Source organism: Pseudomonas sp. FG-3G, assembly GCF_901007645.1.
GTDB lineage: Bacteria > Pseudomonadota > Gammaproteobacteria > Pseudomonadales > Pseudomonadaceae > Aquipseudomonas > Aquipseudomonas rhizophila.
In genome coordinates, this window is the sequence record NZ_CAAKGZ010000021.1 from 484,985 (window position 1) to 502,869 (window position 17,885).

General features: G+C 60.2%; 14 protein-coding genes and 2 tRNA genes. 5 read left to right on the plus strand and 11 right to left on the minus strand.

The genetic code is table 11. The annotated features are described in order from the left end of the window. Nucleotides 1-184: 184 nt before the first annotated feature. Complete coding sequence (locus tag PSEUDOMOFG3G_RS14495; protein WP_047226597.1) at nt 185-547, plus strand: NUDIX hydrolase; 363 nt, start codon at nt 185-187, stop codon at nt 545-547. A gap of 181 nt (nt 548-728) precedes the next feature. Here the strand turns inward: PSEUDOMOFG3G_RS14495 and PSEUDOMOFG3G_RS14500 are convergent, their stop codons facing one another. After that, nucleotides 729-1,184, minus strand: coding sequence for a helix-turn-helix domain-containing protein (locus PSEUDOMOFG3G_RS14500; RefSeq protein ID WP_139050382.1), 456 nt, complete (start codon nt 1,182-1,184; stop codon nt 729-731). A 151-nt stretch (nt 1,185-1,335) separates the two neighbouring features. On the opposite strand from PSEUDOMOFG3G_RS14500, the gene PSEUDOMOFG3G_RS14505 reads away from it, so the two are divergent. The 3 genes from PSEUDOMOFG3G_RS14505 to PSEUDOMOFG3G_RS14515 are packed head-to-tail and all read left to right on the plus strand — an operon-like array spanning nt 1,336 to nt 3,710. Further along, nucleotides 1,336-2,592 (plus strand): MFS transporter, encoded by a 1,257-nt coding sequence (locus tag PSEUDOMOFG3G_RS14505; RefSeq protein WP_139050383.1) that lies wholly within the window; start codon nt 1,336-1,338, stop codon nt 2,590-2,592. A gap of 30 nt (nt 2,593-2,622) precedes the next feature. Next, nucleotides 2,623-2,817 carry a hypothetical protein gene (locus PSEUDOMOFG3G_RS14510; protein WP_257220788.1) on the plus strand — a complete coding sequence of 65 codons (195 nt, stop codon included), beginning with the start codon at nt 2,623-2,625 and terminating at the stop codon, nt 2,815-2,817. After that, nucleotides 2,814-3,710 carry an EamA family transporter gene (locus PSEUDOMOFG3G_RS14515; RefSeq protein ID WP_139050384.1) on the plus strand — a complete coding sequence of 299 codons (897 nt, stop codon included), beginning with the start codon at nt 2,814-2,816 and terminating at the stop codon, nt 3,708-3,710. Before PSEUDOMOFG3G_RS14510 ends, PSEUDOMOFG3G_RS14515 begins: the two co-directional genes overlap by 4 nt. 136 nt (nt 3,711-3,846) lie before the next feature. Here PSEUDOMOFG3G_RS14515 and PSEUDOMOFG3G_RS14520 read toward each other — a convergent pair. Next, nucleotides 3,847-3,933: transfer RNA gene (locus tag PSEUDOMOFG3G_RS14520), tRNA-Leu, on the minus strand. Nucleotides 3,934-4,127: 194 nt separating this feature from the next. Further along, nucleotides 4,128-4,201, minus strand: a tRNA-Cys gene (locus PSEUDOMOFG3G_RS14525). 378 nt (nt 4,202-4,579) lie between these two features. On the opposite strand from PSEUDOMOFG3G_RS14525, the gene PSEUDOMOFG3G_RS14530 reads away from it, so the two are divergent. Beyond that, nucleotides 4,580-5,359 (plus strand): TSUP family transporter, encoded by a 780-nt coding sequence (locus PSEUDOMOFG3G_RS14530; RefSeq protein ID WP_139050385.1) that lies wholly within the window; start codon nt 4,580-4,582, stop codon nt 5,357-5,359. Here PSEUDOMOFG3G_RS14530 and nudC read toward each other — a convergent pair. From nudC to PSEUDOMOFG3G_RS14570, 8 genes are all read right to left on the minus strand, one after another. Next, nucleotides 5,327-6,157: an NAD(+) diphosphatase gene (gene nudC, locus PSEUDOMOFG3G_RS14535; RefSeq protein ID WP_139050386.1), complete on the minus strand. Its 831-nt coding sequence runs from the start codon at nt 6,155-6,157 to the stop codon at nt 5,327-5,329. The genes PSEUDOMOFG3G_RS14530 and nudC overlap by 33 nt on opposite strands. 6 nt (nt 6,158-6,163) lie before the next feature. Then, nucleotides 6,164-6,976: a crotonase/enoyl-CoA hydratase family protein gene (locus PSEUDOMOFG3G_RS14540; RefSeq protein ID WP_047226600.1), complete on the minus strand. Its 813-nt coding sequence runs from the start codon at nt 6,974-6,976 to the stop codon at nt 6,164-6,166. Between the two features lie 248 nt (nt 6,977-7,224). Further along, a complete protein-coding gene (locus tag PSEUDOMOFG3G_RS14545; protein ID WP_047226601.1) occupies nt 7,225-8,709 on the minus strand; it encodes an efflux transporter outer membrane subunit in 1,485 nt (494 codons plus the stop codon). After that, nucleotides 8,706-11,810 (minus strand): efflux RND transporter permease subunit, encoded by a 3,105-nt coding sequence (locus tag PSEUDOMOFG3G_RS14550; RefSeq protein ID WP_107322609.1) that lies wholly within the window; start codon nt 11,808-11,810, stop codon nt 8,706-8,708. Before PSEUDOMOFG3G_RS14550 ends, PSEUDOMOFG3G_RS14545 begins: the two co-directional genes overlap by 4 nt. Nucleotides 11,811-11,892: 82 nt before the next feature. After that, the gene (locus tag PSEUDOMOFG3G_RS14555; protein ID WP_139050387.1) at nt 11,893-14,988 is read right to left on the minus strand and encodes an MdtB/MuxB family multidrug efflux RND transporter permease subunit; all 3,096 of its coding nucleotides are present in this window, start codon (nt 14,986-14,988) and stop codon (nt 11,893-11,895) included. Beyond that, a complete protein-coding gene (locus PSEUDOMOFG3G_RS14560; protein WP_139050388.1) occupies nt 14,985-16,301 on the minus strand; it encodes an MdtA/MuxA family multidrug efflux RND transporter periplasmic adaptor subunit in 1,317 nt (438 codons plus the stop codon). Before PSEUDOMOFG3G_RS14560 ends, PSEUDOMOFG3G_RS14555 begins: the two co-directional genes overlap by 4 nt. Before the next feature lie 177 nt (nt 16,302-16,478). After that, nucleotides 16,479-16,979: a thiol peroxidase gene (gene tpx / locus PSEUDOMOFG3G_RS14565; RefSeq protein ID WP_047226605.1), complete on the minus strand. Its 501-nt coding sequence runs from the start codon at nt 16,977-16,979 to the stop codon at nt 16,479-16,481. A gap of 205 nt (nt 16,980-17,184) precedes the next feature. Beyond that, nucleotides 17,185-17,856: a DUF3313 domain-containing protein gene (locus tag PSEUDOMOFG3G_RS14570; protein WP_139050389.1), complete on the minus strand. Its 672-nt coding sequence runs from the start codon at nt 17,854-17,856 to the stop codon at nt 17,185-17,187. Nucleotides 17,857-17,885 lie beyond the last annotated feature (29 nt).

Below are 17,885 nucleotides of genomic sequence, written 5' to 3' on the forward strand. Positions count from 1 at the left end.
CGGTCCAATGCCCAGTCCAGACACATAGCGAGTGCGGGGATGAAATGAAGTTCAGTCTTTCGACGATTGGCGCGGTCGTACAGAGAGGCCCCGGTAAAAACTGTAGTGGACAGTCCGTATGACATCGGGCTCAAATATTGCATTTATATTTCAATTTAATGACAGTCACGGATTGAGCAAGGCCATGAAAATTCGAGCGACCGTCATCTGCGAGGAAGATCGCCACATCTTGCTCGTGCGCAAGGCAAACAGCCGCTGGACATTGCCTGGTGGAACCGTTGAGCGCGGCGAAACCCATGCTGGGGCGGCACTACGCGAGTTGGCAGAAGAGACCGGGCTGGACGCGCACAACCTGCTTTATCTGATGCGCATCAGCGACGGTGAAACCGAACACCACGTGTTCGAAGCCGCGGTCACCGATTCAAAGACCGCCCGGCCACAGAATGAAATCAGCGACTGCCTCTGGCATCCGCTGGACGCTATCGCGCAACTGCAAATGAAAAAGGGCACGCGGGAGATTCTCGAGGCATTTCGGCGCAGGTTGTGAGCGCAGCTTGGATAAGATGGTTTCACGGAGCAGAAACAAACAAGGGTTTGCATTAGCTTTCGCTCGCAAACCCTTGGTTTTAGATGGTCGGTCAGGTCTTCGTTCGATTCAGCCAACTCTTCGGCGCCTCGGACCACTTGATCGGCAATCCGTTGCTGTCGACCAGTCGTTTCGACTCGCGTCAACCCCAGCGCTTGACGACCCGCCGATGACAATCGGCCGGGGTCAACACTTTGCCCGCCTTGGAACGTACGGCGATGGTTTCTACCGGCTCTGACAATTCATTGTCGAGCAGCACCGAATAGCTCTCCCCTGTGTTGAACAAGTAGCGCTCCCCCCACTGGCGCATGCTGACGACGATGGGAAACACCGCGCGCCCCATTTCAGTCAGTACATATTCTTTGTAGGCACTGCCGTCGGATGCCGGCTGGATGTTGAATACGCCCAACTCGACGAGCATTTTGAGCTTGACCGTGAGGATGTTCTTGGCGAGACCAAGACGTTTCTGAAACTCACTGAAGCGGCGAACGTCGTCGAACGCGTCGCGAATAATCATTAATACCCAGCGATCTCCGATCGCTTCAAGCGTGCGAGCGACCGGGCATTCGCTCTGCGCCAGTAATTCCTGTCTGGCCATGGGTCTCCTGGAGGCGAGTCAGTAGGAAGGGGGGAAAGTTTCTAACGTCAGACGAAAATGTTTTATACATTTGGTTGCATTTAACAACTTCATTTGATAAAAATCAACGAATCGGTTTCCTTTCGAAACCACATATTCCAAGGAAGGAGTGATGCCGCTCAAGTCTCATGCCCCGGTAAAGATGGACATCGAAGCCGAAAAATACAGCGGTGGGCACACGCGAGCACCCCAAACCCGGGACACCTCCAAGCTCAGTCGCTATCAGACTTTTCTTTTTGCAATTACCTGCGCCATGGCGGTCGCAAACGTCTACTTCGCCCAGCCTTTGCTGGAGTCGATGGCTGCCAGCCTGTCGGTTTCGTCGGGCACGATTGGTGTCGTAGTGACCGCGACACAAGCCGGTTATGCTGTCGGATTGTTGTTCATCGTTCCGCTGGGTGATTTGCTCAATCGCAAGAAACTTATCCTTACACAAATGCTGCTGTCGGCTCTGGCCCTATGCGCAGTTGGCGTGTCGCAGGATTGGGGCATGTTGCTCGGCGCGATGGTGCTGGTGGGCATGATGGCGGTCGTGGTGCAAGTGGTGGTTGCCTACGCCGCTTCGCTGGCGAGTCCCGAGCAGCGTGGCGAAGCCGTCGGCACCGTGACCAGTGGCGTGGTGCTGGGAATTCTGCTGGCCCGTTTCGTCTCCGGTGCAGTGGCTGATCTGGCCGGCTGGCGCGGTGTTTATTTTGTCTCAGCCGCCCTGATGATCGGCATGGCACTGGTGCTGATGCGCACCATGCCTGCCTCCACCACGCCACCGGCGAAAGGCGGCTACTGGCAATTACTGCGATCGGTGTTCCAGTTGTACCTGACCGAACGCACATTGCGTGTCCGGGGCACCTTCGCCCTGCTGATCTTCGCCGCGTTCAGTGTGTTGTGGACGTCGATGGTACTGCCACTCAGCGCGCCGCCGTTGTCGCTGACACACACGCAGATTGGTTTGTTCGGACTCGCCGGTGTGGCCGGTGCGCTGGCAGCGGCACGGGCCGGACGGCTCGCCGACCAAGGGCTCGGCAATCGCACCACGGGCGTCGCGTTGGCACTGTTGACCTTGTCCTGGCTGCCTACGGCGTTCGTTGAACACTCATTGTTCGCCATGGCGGTAGGTGTGGTGCTATTGGATTTCGCCGTGCAAGCCGTCCATGTCACCAATCAGAGCCTGATCTTTGCCGCACGACCCGATGCACAAAGCCGACTGGTGGCCGCTTACATGTGCTTCTATTCGGTGGGCAGTGGTCTGGGTGCAATAGCCGCTACTTATACTTATGCACACTTTGGCTGGGTCGCCGTTTGTATATTGGGTGCCGCTATCAGCGCAGTCGCCCTGCTGTACTGGTTCTACCTGGGACTGACTTCCAAGTAACTTTCCAACGATTCGGCGTTCCGCGCGTCGGTGCCACAGGAGCTGTCACCGGCAACCTGCAGCGCCGCCACGGTGATGTTCGGCGTACCCGAGGACATGACGCTCGACGTGATCGAACAGGGCGAAATCCGCACCATGGTTAATGACAGGCTGACGTTGGCGACGTACGAATTGAACCTCCGCGGCGTGACACCGACCTCCTTCATCAAGGCAAATAATCCATGAAACCACTGCACGTAGTGTTGGCTGTATTGATAACGGCAATCTGGGGTGTGAATTTCTCGGTGATCAAACTGGGACTGGCCACCGTCGACCCGTTCATCCTGGCGGGCATCCGCTTCAGTCTCTGTGCGTTACCGGCGATTTTCTTCATCCGTAAACCCGAAGTGCCGTGGCGCTACATCATCGGCTATGGCCTGGTGTTCGGCATTGGTCTGTGGGGCGTGGTCAATCTGGGTATCAAGGCCGGGCTGTCGGCGGGCATCGCGTCGCTGGTGCTGCAATTCAGCGCGTTCTTCACCATCCTGCTCGGCGGTTGGGTGTTCAAGGAAGCGCTGACCCGCTTCCAGGTGCTGGGCATGTTGATCGCCCTCGCAGGGCTGTTGTGCATTATCAAGATCAGTGACGGTTCGGTGAGCCTGACCGGCGTATTGCTGGTGCTGGTGGGCGCGGCGTCTTGGAGCGTTGCCAACATCATCAACAAGAAGGCCAGCACCAAGGATGTCTTCGGCTTTCTGGTCTGGTCCAGTGCGTTTGCACCGATTCCGCTGTTCGCCCTCGATTACGCGGTGAACGGCAGCGCCGGCTACACCGCGCTTGTCAGTCAGGTGAACACGACTGCCGTGTTGTCGATCCTGTTCCAGGTCTATCCCAATACGCTGTTCGCTTACTGGATCTGGAACTCGCTGCTCAAAACCTATCCGGTCTCCACAGTGGCGCCGCTCTCTCTGCTGGTGCCGATCTTCGGCATGCTCGGCTCGGTAGTGGTGTTCAACGAAAGTGTGCCGGTGAGCAAAGTACTGGCGGTGGTCCTGATCGTACTCGGCCTGGCCGTCGGCCTCTATGGTCAGCGTATTTTCAATGCTATGTTCGCGCGCCCTGTGCGCACTTCAATGTGAATCGATAGGGAACCGGCATGAGCCTGGGAAGAAGCGATTTTATGGGCGCCATTGTAGGAGCGGCCCTGATTGGAGGCAGTATGTTCGGAAAAAAAAGGGCTTGCATGAGGTATGTCATGCAAGCCCTTGATATTCATGGTGCCCGAAGCCGGAATCGAACCGGCACGCCCTTACGAGCGGGGGATTTTAAGTCCCATGCGTCTACCAGTTTCGCCATTCGGGCGGTAGCGCGGTCAACCTTATGGACATCAGCGTGGAGCAGATATGCCAGTCGAGGCTGGTGCAGCAAGAGGGGGGAATATATACATCCCTTCCCGGCGAAGCAAGGTAGCTTCTGTCCTTTTCAAGACAAAACCTGTCGCTGCTCCGAAAATAAAAAAGCTCCGTAAATCATGGATCTACGGAGCTGTTTTAAAGTGGAGGCCGAAGTCGGAATCGAACCGGCGTAGGTGGATTTGCAATCCACTGCATAACCATTTTGCTATTCGGCCTCAAGACGTTTGATGCAAGAAAGCTACATCAACCGCGTACAAACCTGATCAGGAAACAAGACGCTTACGAAGCTCTATCTCCTTGAAAACATTGAGATTTTTTACGTCCCAGTGCGTTCGATGGGCGCAATTATGTACTCATTTGCCTAGGCTGACAACCCCTTGATTTCAAAAAAAATTCGTCCAAAGGCCAGCTTCCGCCCGACAACCACATAGGTGTGCGAAGGCTTCTGGGCCTGCGTCGCAACCCAGCGGAGCCAGCTCCCTCGCCACGGAGACTTCAGGGACCCATGGAGGCAGTCGCAGCCCTGCCCCATTTATGGGTAACATACCGGCCTTCCCCGCAGTCACCTGCGCCCTGCCAAATAAGCCCATTTCATGCCTTTCGAACTCAGCGTTGACCTTACCACCCTCGCTATCCTGATCGTCGTCGCATTCATTGCCGGTTTCATCGATGCCATTGCCGGCGGAGGTGGCCTGTTGACCACCCCGGCCCTGCTGACCGCCGGCTTGCCTCCCCATCTGGTCCTGGGCACCAACAAACTCAGCTCGACCTTTGGTTCGGCCACGGCCAGTTTCACGTTCTACAAGCGCAAGCTGTTCCATCCAAGGCAGTGGACCCATGCCCTCGTCGGCACGCTGGTCGGTGCCTTGGCCGGCGCCATCGTCGCCCATTACCTGCCCGCCGAGTGGCTGAACAAGATGCTGCCGGTGATCGTCTTCGCCTGTGGCCTGTACCTGTTGTTCGGTGGCACGCCCAAGGCGCCGCTGGACAGCGATGCGCCGATCAAGAAGACCTGGCAAGCGCCCCAGGGGTTCAGCCTGGGCTTCTACGACGGCGTGGCCGGTCCTGGGACGGGTGCATTCTGGACTGTCAGCAGCCTGCTGCTCTATCCCATCGATCTGGTCAAGGCCAGTGGTGTGGCCCGCAGCATGAATTTCGTCAGCAACATCGCGGCGCTGTCGGTGTTCATTTTTTCGGGGCAAGTGGAGTGGATCATCGGCCTGAGCATGGGGCTGTCGGTGATGGTAGGGGCATTCTTCGGCGCGCGCACCGCCATCACCGGCGGCGCGAAATTCATCCGACCTGTATTTATCACCGTGGTACTGGGCTTGACCGTGCGTCTAGCCTGGCAGCACTGGTTCAGCGTGGCCTAAGCGCCGCGCCACATAGAGGTCGATCAGGTAGCGGGCGATGGAACGCGAGGCCGGCAGCGGCGGCAGGTTGTGCACGTTGAACCACTGGGCATCTTCGATTTCATCTTCCTGCCTGACGATGTCGCCACCGGCATATTCGGCGTGGAAGCCGAGCATCATCGAATGGGGAAACGGCCAGCATTGACTGCCGACATACTGAATGTTCTTCACCTCGATGCTGACTTCTTCGCGCACCTCACGAACCAGGCAATCCTCGGCGGACTCACCTGGCTCGGCGAACCCGGCCAGCGTGCTGTAGACACCCGTGACGAAGCGAGGCGAACGGGCCAGCAGGACTTCATCGCCACGGGTGATCAGCACGATCATGCTTGGTGAGATTCGCGGGTAATGCCGCAAGTCGCAGGCATCGCAATACATCGCCCGTTCCCGGGCAATCTGGCCCATGCGCTTGCCGCAGCTGCCACAGAAACGGCACTCCCGAGCCCAGGTGCCGATCTGCGCGGCATAGCCCAGGACCTTGTACAGGGTGTGGTCATCCTCGAGCATGAACGCCCGCAGCCCCTTCCAGTTACAGCCGGGGATGTCCTGTGAGCTGTGCAGTTCCAGCAGATAGACCGGCTCGCCATCCAGGTGGCCAATGCCATGCTCGGCGAGGATCGACAGGTCCTGGCGCTTGAGCCAGTCGCGGGGAAACAGCGCGCCGTTGTCATCGAACAGAAAGCCTTCCGGGCTGCGGGCCACGGCCCAGCCCCCCGGGAGATCGGTATCGAGTACTGCGGTGGTCCAGCGTGAAATCATGATCAATCAATCCTGAAATTCAGGTTTCTGTTTGCTCATATGGGCGGCCATGGCCACGCGCAGGTCGGTCGATTGCAGCATGGCGGCGTTCCAGGTGGCGACGTATTCCAGCCCGTCGTCGATGCGGTGGTCGCGCATGTAGCTGATCATTTCCTTGGTACCGGTCACGGCGATCGGCGACTTGGCGGCGATTTCTCGAGCGATGCCCATGACACCGTCAAGCAGGCTGGCGGTATCACTGTAGACACGATTGACCAGGCCGATGCTGCGCGCTTCGTCGGCACCAAAGGTACGCCCCGTATAAGCGAGTTCACGCAGCATGCCGTCCCCGATGATCCGGGGCAAGCGTTGCAATGTGCCAACATCGGCCGCCATGCCGATATCGATTTCCTTGATGGAGAACTGCGCATCCTCGGCGGCATATCGCATGTCGCAGGCTGAAATCAGGTCGATGGCGCCGCCCAGGCAATAACCCTGGATCGCTGCAAGCACCGGTTTGCGACAGTTGTCCACGGCGTTGAACGAGGCTTGCAGTTGCAGGATCTTGCGGCGCAACAGGCGTGCGTTGCGGCCCACGTCCTTGCCCAGCTCATTGGCCACGGCGGCCAGCATCATCAGGTCGATGCCCGAGGAGAAGTGTTTGCCGGCCCCGCTCAATACCACCACGCGCGCTTCGTCGGTGTCGTCGATCCATTGGAAGATTTCGACGATCTCGCTCCAGAACGCGGCGTTCATTGCATTGATCTTGTCCGGTCGATTGATCTGCACATGGGCGATATTGTCTGCAAGTTCGACGGTGAACGCTTGGTATTGCGACATGGCAGTGATCCTTTACCGGCTGAAAAAGAGGCCTGAACTATAACAAGTCAACGCACCGGGTCGTAGACAGTGCATCGGCCAAAAGCGGGACCTGGCTGCCTGCAATGAAAATCCACCCTGTGGCGAGGGAGCTTGCTCCCGCTGGGCTGCGTAGCGGCCCCATTTTTATGAGTGCTTCGCACTCAAGCGGGAGCAAGCTCCCTCGCCACACATTCATCTTTGTCCCTTAAAAAGACAGCGTTGCCGACTCAATCGGGGTTCTCACTCACCTGCATCTGCCCATCCCACCCACCACCCAATGCGGCGATCAGTTGCACACTCGCGATCAACCGGCTCTGCTGCAAGGTCAGCACACTGCGTTCATTACTCAGCGCGGTGGCCTGGACCGTGACGACATCCAGGTAGGCGATCAGCCCTGCCCTGTACTGGTTCTGGGTCAGGCGCAAGGATTCGCGGGCGGCATCCAGGGCCTCCTGGCGCACGCGGGCTTCGTCTTCCAGGACTTTGAGCTGGATCATGTAGTTTTCCACTTCGCGAAAACCGTCGAGCACCGTCTGGCGATAGGTGGCGACCGTCTGGTCGTAGGCCGCAACGGTGCGGTCGACTTCCGCCGAACGCTGGCCGCCATCGAACAGCGTCATCGCCAGCTGCGGTCCCACCGACCAGAAGCGATTCGGCACACTCACCCAGTTATCGTAGGTACTGCTGCTGTAACCGCCGCTCAAGCTCAGGGTCAGGTCCGGGTAATAGGCGGCCTTGGCCACGCCGATGTTGGCGTTGGCGGCCATCACCGAACGCTCCGCCGAGGCAATGTCCGGCCGGCGCTCAAGCAACTGCGAGGGCAGCGCCACGGGGATTTGCGGAAGGGTCGGGATGTCCTGGGTTTCTGCCAGGCTGAATTCGGCCGGCGGCAAGCCGATCAGCACGGCGATGGCGTTTTCAAATTGAGCGCGTTGCCAGATCAGGTCGATCAACTCGGCCTGGGTGGTCTTGAGCTGAGTTTGCGCCTGAGCCACCGCATCCCTGCCGGATACGCCCGCGCGGTATTGGTTTTCGGTCATCTTCAACGAACGCTGATAGTTGTCCACGGTGGTCTGCAACAAGCGTTTCTGCTCGTCGATCACCCGCAATTGCAGGTAGTTTTGCACCAGTTCCGATTGCTGGCTCAGGCGCATGGCGGCCAGATCGGCGAAGCTGGCTTCGGCGCTGGCTTCATTGGCTTGCAGAGTGCGACGCAACTTGCCCCAGACGTCCGCCTCCCAACTGACACCGGCCTGGGCGCTGTAGGTGTCGCGGATGCCACTGGCCGAACTGCTCAGGCTCGAATTACTGCTGCCGGTGCCCTGGCTGGAGCGGTTCTTGCCGACGGTCAGGTCAACGGAGGGGAAGAACGCGCCCCGGGCACTGCGAACCAAGGCCTGGGCCTGACGGTACTGGGCTTCGGCCTGGGCCACGGTCTGGTTGGAGGTGTTGAGTTTCTCCACCAGGCCATTGAGCCGGGCATCGCCGTACAACTCCCACCAGGCACCCCGAGCCAGGGCGTCGCTAGGATTGGCCTGGCGCCAACCCTCAGCCTCCTTGTACTGCACGGGCGCCGCGGCCACCGGGCGCTGGTAATCCGGGCCGATGGCGCAGGCGCTGAGCATCGCCACGCACAGCGTCAGGCTCAGCAGCCGCGAGCCACGGGCGGTCGCCAGCGGTGCGACAAGATTGAAAAGCGAACGGTCGGTCATAGCGGAGTTTCCAGGGCAGCATCAGTGCGCACGCCGCGCCAGCGGTTGAAGCGATGGCGCAGCTTGTCGAGATAAAGGTAAACCACAGGCGTGGTGTAGAGGGTCAGGATCTGGCTGAACACCAGTCCGCCGATGATGGTCAGGCCCAGCGGCTGGCGCATCTCCGAGCCTTCGGCACCGCCAAGCAATAGCGGCAAGGCACCGAGGATCGCCGCCAGCGTAGTCATCAGAATCGGCCGCAAGCGCAGCAGGCAGGCGTTGCGGATCGAGTCCTGCGGCGACTGCCCGCCGCGCTCCAGTTGCAACGCCAGGTCGATCATCAGGATCGCGTTTTTCTTCACCACGCCAATCAGCAGGAACAACCCCAACAACGAAATCAGGCTGAACTCGCCGCCCAACAAATAAATCGACAGCAGTGCGCCGACACCGGCCGACGGCAAGGTGGACAGGATGGTCAGCGGATGAATGTAGCTCTCGTACAACACACCCAGCACCAGGTACACCGCCAGCAATGCACCCAGGATCATGAACGGCTGGCTCTTCTGGGTTGCCGCGAACGCATCGGCGGTGCCGGCCATTTTTGCGATGATGTCTTCGGGCATCCCGAGCCTGGCAATTGCCCGCTCGATGGCGGCCGTGCCCTGCTCCACCGTCACACCCTCGGCCAAATCGAACGATATGTCCTCGGAGGCGAACTGACCCTCATGGCTGACCCGATCATCCTCCAGGCTGCTCTCATAATGCGCGATGGTCGACAGGGGCACCCGCGCGCCGTCAGCGGTAATGACCTGGACCTGCTCGAGGGTGCTCGGGTCCTGGGCGTACTTGGGGTTGACCTCCATCACCACCTGATACTGGTTGAGGCTGTCATAGATGGTGGATATCTGCCGCTGGCTGTAGGCGTTGTTCAACACCGAGGTGACCATATCCATGTCGATGCCCAGGCGCTTGGCCTGGTCACGGTCCACCACCAGCGTGATCTGCTGGGCGCCGCCGCCGTCGCGAGCGTCGATAGCGGTCAGCTCCGGCAAGGCCCTGAAGGCCGCCGCGACTTTGGGGTACCACTGGCGTAGCGACGCCAGGTCACCGCTCTGCAGGATGTAGGAATACTGCGAGGTGGTCTGCTCACGTCCACCACCAAACTGCAGATCCTGGTCGGCCATCAGCATCAAGCGGCCACCCGGCACCAGGGGCATCTCCTTGCGCAAGCGCTCGATGACTTTCTGCGCGGAGATACCACGCTCGTTGATCGGTTTGAGGCGTACCAGCATGAAGGCATTGTTGGTGCCGTTGTTGCCGCCGATGAACCCCGCCACGCTTTCTACGGCTTCATCCTTCAGCACGGCGCGACGAAAGATTTCCATCTTCGGCTGCATGACGTTGAACGAGAGTCCGTCGTCGCCGCGCACGAAACCGATCAACTGGCCGGTGTCCTGCTGAGGCATGAAGGTTTTCGGCACCACCACGTAGAGTGCGATGTTCACCCCTATGGTCACCAGCAGGCTCAGCAAGGTCAGGCGCCGATGGCGCAGCACCCAGTCCAGGCTGCGCGCGTAACCACGGACCATCCGCTCGTTGAGGCGCCGGCTCCAGCGCTGCAAGCGATTCTCCTGCCCCGGCACGTGGGGCTTGAGCCAGCGAGCGCAGAGCATCGGCGTGAGGGTCAGCGACACCACCAGCGAGACCACGATGGCCGCCGCCAGGGTGATGGAGAACTCGCGAAACAGGCTCTCGATAATCCCGCCCATGAACAGGATCGAGAGAAACACCGCCACCAGTGAGACGTTCATCGACAGCAGCGTAAAGCCCACCTCTTCGGCGCCCAGGTAGGCCGCCTTCATGGGCGGTACGCCTTCGTCGATGTGCCGGGAAATGTTCTCCAGCACCACGATGGCGTCGTCCACCACCAGGCCGGTGGCGAGGATCAACGCCATCAACGACAGGTTGTTCAGGGAGAAGCCATAGAGGTACATCACCGCAAACGTGCCCACCAGGGACACCGGCACCGCCAGGGTCGGGATCAGTGAGGCGCGAAAATTGCCCAGGAACAGGAACACCACCAGCACCACCAGGGCCACGGCAATCAGCAGGGTCATTTCCGCCTCGTGCAGCGTGGCCTTGATCACCGGTGAGCGGTCCATGGCCAGGTTCAGCTTGACGCTGGCCGGCAGCACGGCCTGCAACGCCGGCAGCTGGTTCTTGATCTCATTGACCGTCTCGATGATGTTGGCGCCAGCCTGACGGTTGATCACCAGCAGCACGGCTGCGTCATCGTTGAAGAAACCGCTGTTGTAGCGGTCTTCGACGCCGTCGGTGACTTTTGCTACGTCCTTGAGGCGCAGCACCGAGCCGTCCTGGTAACGGATGATCAGCGTTTCGTAGTCCTTGGCCTTCTCCAACTGATCGTTGGCCTGGATTTGCCACATGCGCTGTGCGTCCTCGACCGAACCCTTGGGCCGGCGCACGTTGCTGTCGGCAATGGCGCTGCGCACATCATCCAGGGCTACGCCGTACTGGTTGAGCAGTTGCGGCTCCAGTTCGATGCGCACCGCCGGCAAGGAACTGCCGCCAATCTGCACCTCGCCCACGCCCGACACTTGGGACAGGCTCTGGGACAGGATGGTTGAAGCCAGGTCGTAGAGCTGGCCCTTCTCCAGCACATCCGAAGTCAGCGACAGCACCATGATCGGCGCCTGGGACGGGTTGACCTTCTTGTACGTGGGCATGCTGCGCATGCCGCTGGGCAACAGGTTGCGCGAGGCATTGATGGCCGCCTGCACTTCCCGCGCCGCGCCGTTGATGTCGCGGTCCAGGTCGAATTGCAGGATCACCCGGGTAGAGCCCTGGCTGGAGCGGCTGCTCATGGTGTTGACCCCGGCGATGGCGCCAAAGGAACGCTCAAGCGGCGTTGCCACCGTCGACGCCATCACCTCGGGGCTGGCCCCCGGCAAGTTGGCCTGGACCACGATCACCGGAAAATCCATCTGCGGCAACGGTGCAACCGGCAGCAAGCCAAAGCTCACGCCACCGAGCAGCATGATTGCAAAGCTCAGCAGCATGGTCGCTACGGGGCGACGGATGAAAGGGCCGGAGAGGTTCATGGGTGACAGCTCCAAGCTTCAAGCTGCAAGCTGCAAGAGAAAAGCAAGTCGTGCACAGGCTTTAGCTTGCCGCTAGATACCGTCATACCCGCACCTCTTCCCCATCAGGCTTGGCAAAGCGGCGCCCCAGGCGGTCGAAATACAGGTAAATCACCGGCGTGGTGAACAACGTCAGCACCTGGCTCACCAACAACCCACCCACCATCACCAGCCCCAAAGGCTGGCGCAGTTCGGCGCCGGAGCCCGTGGCGAGCATCAATGGCACCGCACCGAACAGGGCCGCCAGTGTGGTCATCAGGATCGGCCTGAAACGCAGCAGCGCGGCCTGGTAGATGGCCGTCTGCGGGTCCATGCCCTGGTTGCGTTCGGCGTCGAGGGCGAAGTCGATCATCATGATCGCGTTTTTCTTGACGATGCCGATCAGCAGGATGATGCCGATGATCGCGATCATGCCCAGGTCATTGCCGCTGATGATCAGCGCCAGCAAGGCGCCGATGGCCGCCGAGGGCAATGTGGAGAGAATCGTGATCGGGTGGATGTAGCTCTCGTACAGAACGCCGAGCACTATGTACATGGTCACCACCGCCGCCAGGATCAGCAGCAAGGTACTCGACAGCGAGGCCTGGAACGCCTGGGCCGCGCCCTGGAATTGGGTCTGCACCCCGACCGGCATGCCAATGTCCTGCTGGACCTTCTCGATCACGTCCACCGCGTGCCCGAGGGCTACATCGGGCGCCAGGTTGAACGACATCATCACCGCCGGGAACTGGCCGATGTGAGCAATGGCCAACTGGGCCTGACGCTCCTCGACGCGGGCCAGACTCGACAGCCGCACCTGGCCACCATCGGTGGTCTTGACGTGAATCTGATCCAGCGCCTGCGGCCCGATGCGCTCCCCGGCCTGGGCCTGCAACACCACCCGATACTGGCTGGCCTGGGTGTAGATGGTGGAAATCTGCCGCTGGCCGAAAGCGTCATACAGTGCATCAGTGATGTCCGCCACCGACACGCCCAGGCGAGACGCGGCGTCGCGGTCGATCACCAGGTAGACCTGCAGACCTTTGTCCTGCAAGTCGCTGGCGACGTCGGTCAACTCCGGCTGCCGGGCCAAGGCTTCGACAAGGCGATCGCTCCAGAGGCTAAGCAACTCGGCATCCGGCGAAGACAGGCTGAACTGGTACTGGGTGCGGCTGACCCGGTCTTCGATGGTCAGGTCCTGCACCGGTTGCATGAACAGGCGGATGCCCACCAGCCGATCCAGTTGTGGCTGCAAACGAGCGATGATTTCGGTGGCGCTGTCATCCCGTTCGCTGTGGGGCTTGAGATTGATCAGCAAGCGACCACTGTTGAGCGTGGCGTTGTCACCGTCCACGCCGATGTAGGAAGACAGGCTCTGCACCGCAGGGTCGGCCAGGATCACCTTGGCCAGCTGCTGTTGGCGCTCGCTCATGGCGGCGAAGGAAATCGACTGTGGCGCCTGGGAAATACCCTGGATCACCCCGGTGTCCTGCACCGGGAAAAACCCCTTGGGCACGGCCAGGTACAACACCACCGTCAGTACCAGGCTGCCCACGGCAACCAGCAGGGTCAGCGGCTGATGCTTGAGCACCCACTGCAACTTGCGACCGTAGGCGGCGATCATCCAGTCGATCCAGGCGCCGCTGGCGCGGTAGAAACGCCCCTGCTCCTGCTCTTTGGGTTCGCGCTTGAGCAACCGGGCACACATCATCGGCGTCAGGGTCAGCGACACCACAAGAGAGATCAGGATCGCCACCGCCAGGGTGATGGCGAACTCGCGGAACAAGCGCCCAACCACGTCGGCCATGAACAGCAACGGGATCAGCACCGCGATCAGCGAAAGCGTCAGCGAAATCAAAGTGAAGCCAATCTGCTTCGCGCCCTTGAGCGCGGCCTGCATGGGGCTTTCGCCCTCCTCGATGTAGCGGGCAATGTTTTCCAGCATGACGATGGCATCGTCCACCACAAAACCGGTGGCAATGGTCAGGGCCATCAGCGTCAGGTTGTTGATGGAAAAACCGGCCAGGTACATCACGCCGAACGTGCCGATCAGCGACAACGGTACAGCCACCGACGGAATGATCGTGGCACTGACCCGACGCAGGAACAGGAACGTCACCATGACCACCAGGGCGATGGCGATCAGCAGTTCATGCTGTACGTCGGTGACCGAAGCGCGAATGGTCTGGGTGCGGTCAGTCAGCACCGTAACGTCCAGGCCGGCCGGCAGGTTGTCGGTAATGCTCGGCAGCAAGGCCTTGATCCGGTCTACCACCTCGATGACGTTGGCCCCCGGCTGGCGCTGGATGTTCAATAACACGGCCTGATTTTCGTTGGCCCAGGCGGCAAGGCGTTCATTCTCGGCGCCATCGACGATCTGCGCGACATCCTTGAGGCGCAACGGAGCGCCGTTGGCATAGGCGAGGATCAGCTCGGCGTAGTCCTTGGGTGAGGTCAACTGATCGTTGGCATCGAGCATCGAGACCCGGGTCGGTCCGTCGAAGTTGCCCTTGGGCTGGTTGACGTTGGAGGCGCCGACCAGGGTGCGCACGTCCGCCAGGTTCAGACCTGCGGCTGCCAGGGCCTCGGGATTGACCTTGATCCGCACAGCCTGGCGCTGACCGCCGGCGATCGAAACCATGCCGACCCCGCTGATCTGGGCGATTTTCTGCGCCATGCGGGTGTCCACTAGGTCATTGAGCTTGGGCAGCAACATGGTCTTGGAGGTGATCGCCAGGGTCAGCACCGGGGTGTCGGCCGGGTTGACCTTGTTGTACACCGGCGGGGCCGGCAGATCGTTGGGCAGCAGGTTGGTGGCCGCATTGATCGCCGCCTGCACCTGTTGCTCGGCGACATCCATGTTGATGTCGAGGCTGAAACGCAGGGTAATCACCGACGCGCCGCCGGAGCTGGTGGACGCCATTTGCGTCAGGCCCGGCATCTGCCCGAACTGCCGTTCCAGAGGGGCGGTCACGGCGCTGGTCATCACGTCGGGACTGGCGCCCGGGTACAGGGTCATCACGCGGATGGTCGGATAATCGACCTGGGGCAATGCCGACACCGGCAGCAACCGATAGGCGATCAGACCGGCCAGCACGATGGCCAGCATGCTCAGGGTGGTGGCGACCGGGCGAAGGATGAACAGACGCGAGAGGTTCATGCGCCGCCCTTTTTCGCCTTGTCGGCCACGGCCGGTTCAGCCGGGGCCGCCGCCGTTTTGCCCTGCAGGTGTTCGGTCGGCGTGGTGGGCACGTCCTGGCTGTCGTTGACCACATCCACCTCACTGCCTTCCTTCAGGCGATCGGTGCCTTCTAGCACTACTCGATCACCTGCGGCCAGGCCTTCGGTGACTACGGTGTGTTCGCCGTCGCTGGCGCCGATCTTCAGCTTTCTGATGGTGACTTTTTTATCGCCATCCAGGGCGTAGACGAAGGTGCCGTTGGTGCCGAACTGAATCGCAGCGGTCGGCGCCAGGACTACATTTTTGAGGGTGTCGGCCAACAGATGCACATTGACGAACTGGTTGGGGAACAGCGACTGGTCGCGGTTATCGTAACGAGCCTTGAACTTCAGGGTGCCGGTGGTGATGTCGATCTGGTTGTCCAGGCTTTGCAGTACACCGCTGGCCTGCAGCTTCAGGTCACTACGGTCCCAGGCTTCCACTGGCAGCTTCGCCCCGCTGCGATAGCGGGCAAGCACGGTATCAAGGTTGGTTTCCGGCAGCGTAAACACGACGCTGATGGGTTGCGTCTGGGTGATGACCGCCAGCGCGGTAGTGTCGTTGGCGGCCACCAGATTGCCAACATCCAGTTGCCGCAAACCGACCCGGCCGGAGATCGGCGCCCGGATCCTGGTGAACTCCAGATTGAGCTTGGCGTCGTTGACTGCCGCCTGGTTGGTCTTGACCGTGCCCTGGTACTGGCCCACCAAAGCGGCGGCGGTATCGAGGGTCTGTTTGGCGATGCTGTCCTCGGCATACAGGCCACGATAACGCTCGAGGTCTACCTGGGCATTTTTCAGTTGGGCCTGATTCTGCAGCAGCGTGCCTTCGGCCTGGAGCAAGGCGTTCTGGTATGGACGCGGGTCGATTTCAGCCAGCAGGTCTCCAGCCTTGACCATTTGCCCTTCTTCAAAGGCGATCTTGACCAGCTCGCCACCCACCCGGCTGCGCACGTTGATGGTATTGAGGGCCGTGACGGTGCCCAACGCCTTGTAGTAAAGCGGAAAATCACCGGTGACAGCCGGCGCTACCCGAACCGGTACCGGCCCTGTCGCCCCCCCAAACCCTGGCCGCATCCCGCCCGACCGCCCCGCCTGTTCAGCAGGCGCTTTTTGCCCTGCTCCGGGCTTTTGGTCCGTGCCGACGGGCCAGAACTTCCAGGCCAGCGCCGCGACGATCAATACGACGACCAGGCCAAACAGCCAGCGACGGGATTTGTGGGAAACAGAGGATTGCATGGAATGATCAACCATTGGGCGCGTGGGCTTCTTTTACGGGAGGCTGAACGATAAGCACTGGCGGGTATTTAGCAAAGCGCCTTTACCGGCAATTTACCTTGGGCTTACCTATCGCGTAGTTGGCTAAGGTCTTGAAGCACAAATGAAAACGGCCTGGACAAGGCCAGGCCGTTAACAATTGTAATAAATACTTTATTTCAGTACAGCTAGAGCAGCGTCGTAGTTGGGCTCTTCAGCGATTTCCTTGACCAGCTCGCTGTGCAGCACGTTGTCGTTTTCGTCGAGCACCACCACCGCACGGGCGGTCAAGCCTTTGAGCGGGCCATCAGCAATCGCCACGCCATAATTCTCGATGAACTCACTGCCGCGCAGGGTGGACAGGTTCTGGACATTTTCCAGGCCTTCGGCACCGCAGAAACGCGCCTGGGCGAACGGCAGGTCAGCCGAGATGCACAGCACCACGGTGTTGCTCAGTTCGTTGGCCTGGGCGTTGAACTTGCGCACGGAGGTGGCGCAGGTCGGGGTATCGACGCTTGGGAAAATGTTCAGCACTTTGCGCTTGCCGGCGAAATCCTTCAGGGAAACGTCGGACAGATTGCCGGCTACCAGGGAAAAGGCTGGCGCCTTGGAACCGGCTTGTGGCAACTGGCCGTTGACTTGAACCGGGTTGCCTTTGAGGGTGACTTGAGCCATGAACGGATTCCTTCTGACAGGTTTGAAAATGGTGAGGCCGGAGTTAACCATGAAATGGTTCTGCGACCTATGGTTGGACATAAAAAGTCATGGCTTGGCGGTGTAGGAGCTATCGAGTGCAACGAGTCTGCGATCTTTGCCCTGCTAATTGAGTCTAGAGCGAAAGATCGCAGGCTTCGCCAGCGCCTACAGCGACGCCTGTGGGCTATTTAGCCTTGAGCTTCAGAAACGACTGATGCAAGTCCGCTGCCCAACCATCGATCACACCTTTGACATCATCGGGCTTCATCACCTGGGCTTCGTTGGACAACGGCTTACCCGTGCCCTTGCGCACCACCTGGGCGACCACTGCATTGTTGCCACCGTCGAGGAATACCGCTTCAGTACCCAAGGTGGTTTCCTGGTCGCGAATACCGCTGGCGGTACTGACCGCGGCCGCCACCAGCGCGATCGGAATCACTTCATAAGGCTTCAGGCCCTCGGTCTTGCTGCTTACGGCGGTGATGGCCGCGCGCATCACCAGTACTCCGGGCCCAGGGCCGGTCGCCAGGGGCAGGGATTTGCCCGCTTCCCGCTTGAGCGCCTGATCGTAGTAACCGGTAATGCCGGACAAGGTGGCCTGGGGGATCTTCACGGTCGGCTGCGGCTTGGGGTAAAGCTGTGTCGGCTCGACGTAAAGGCTGGTGTATTTGCTCAGGTCTGCCGTGGGATCAACCCAGCGCATCACTTCGGCCCCCGACGGCGATTTCTCCTCCTTGAGCCGGCTGTAATCACCCAGAAAGCCGGAGTACTCATCCGGTTGGGTGATATTGCTGGAGCAACCCGCCAGGGCAAGCGAGGCCATGCACACGGTGCCAATCATTGACGCAAACTTCATGCTGTCACTCCTGTAAGCCACACGAAACG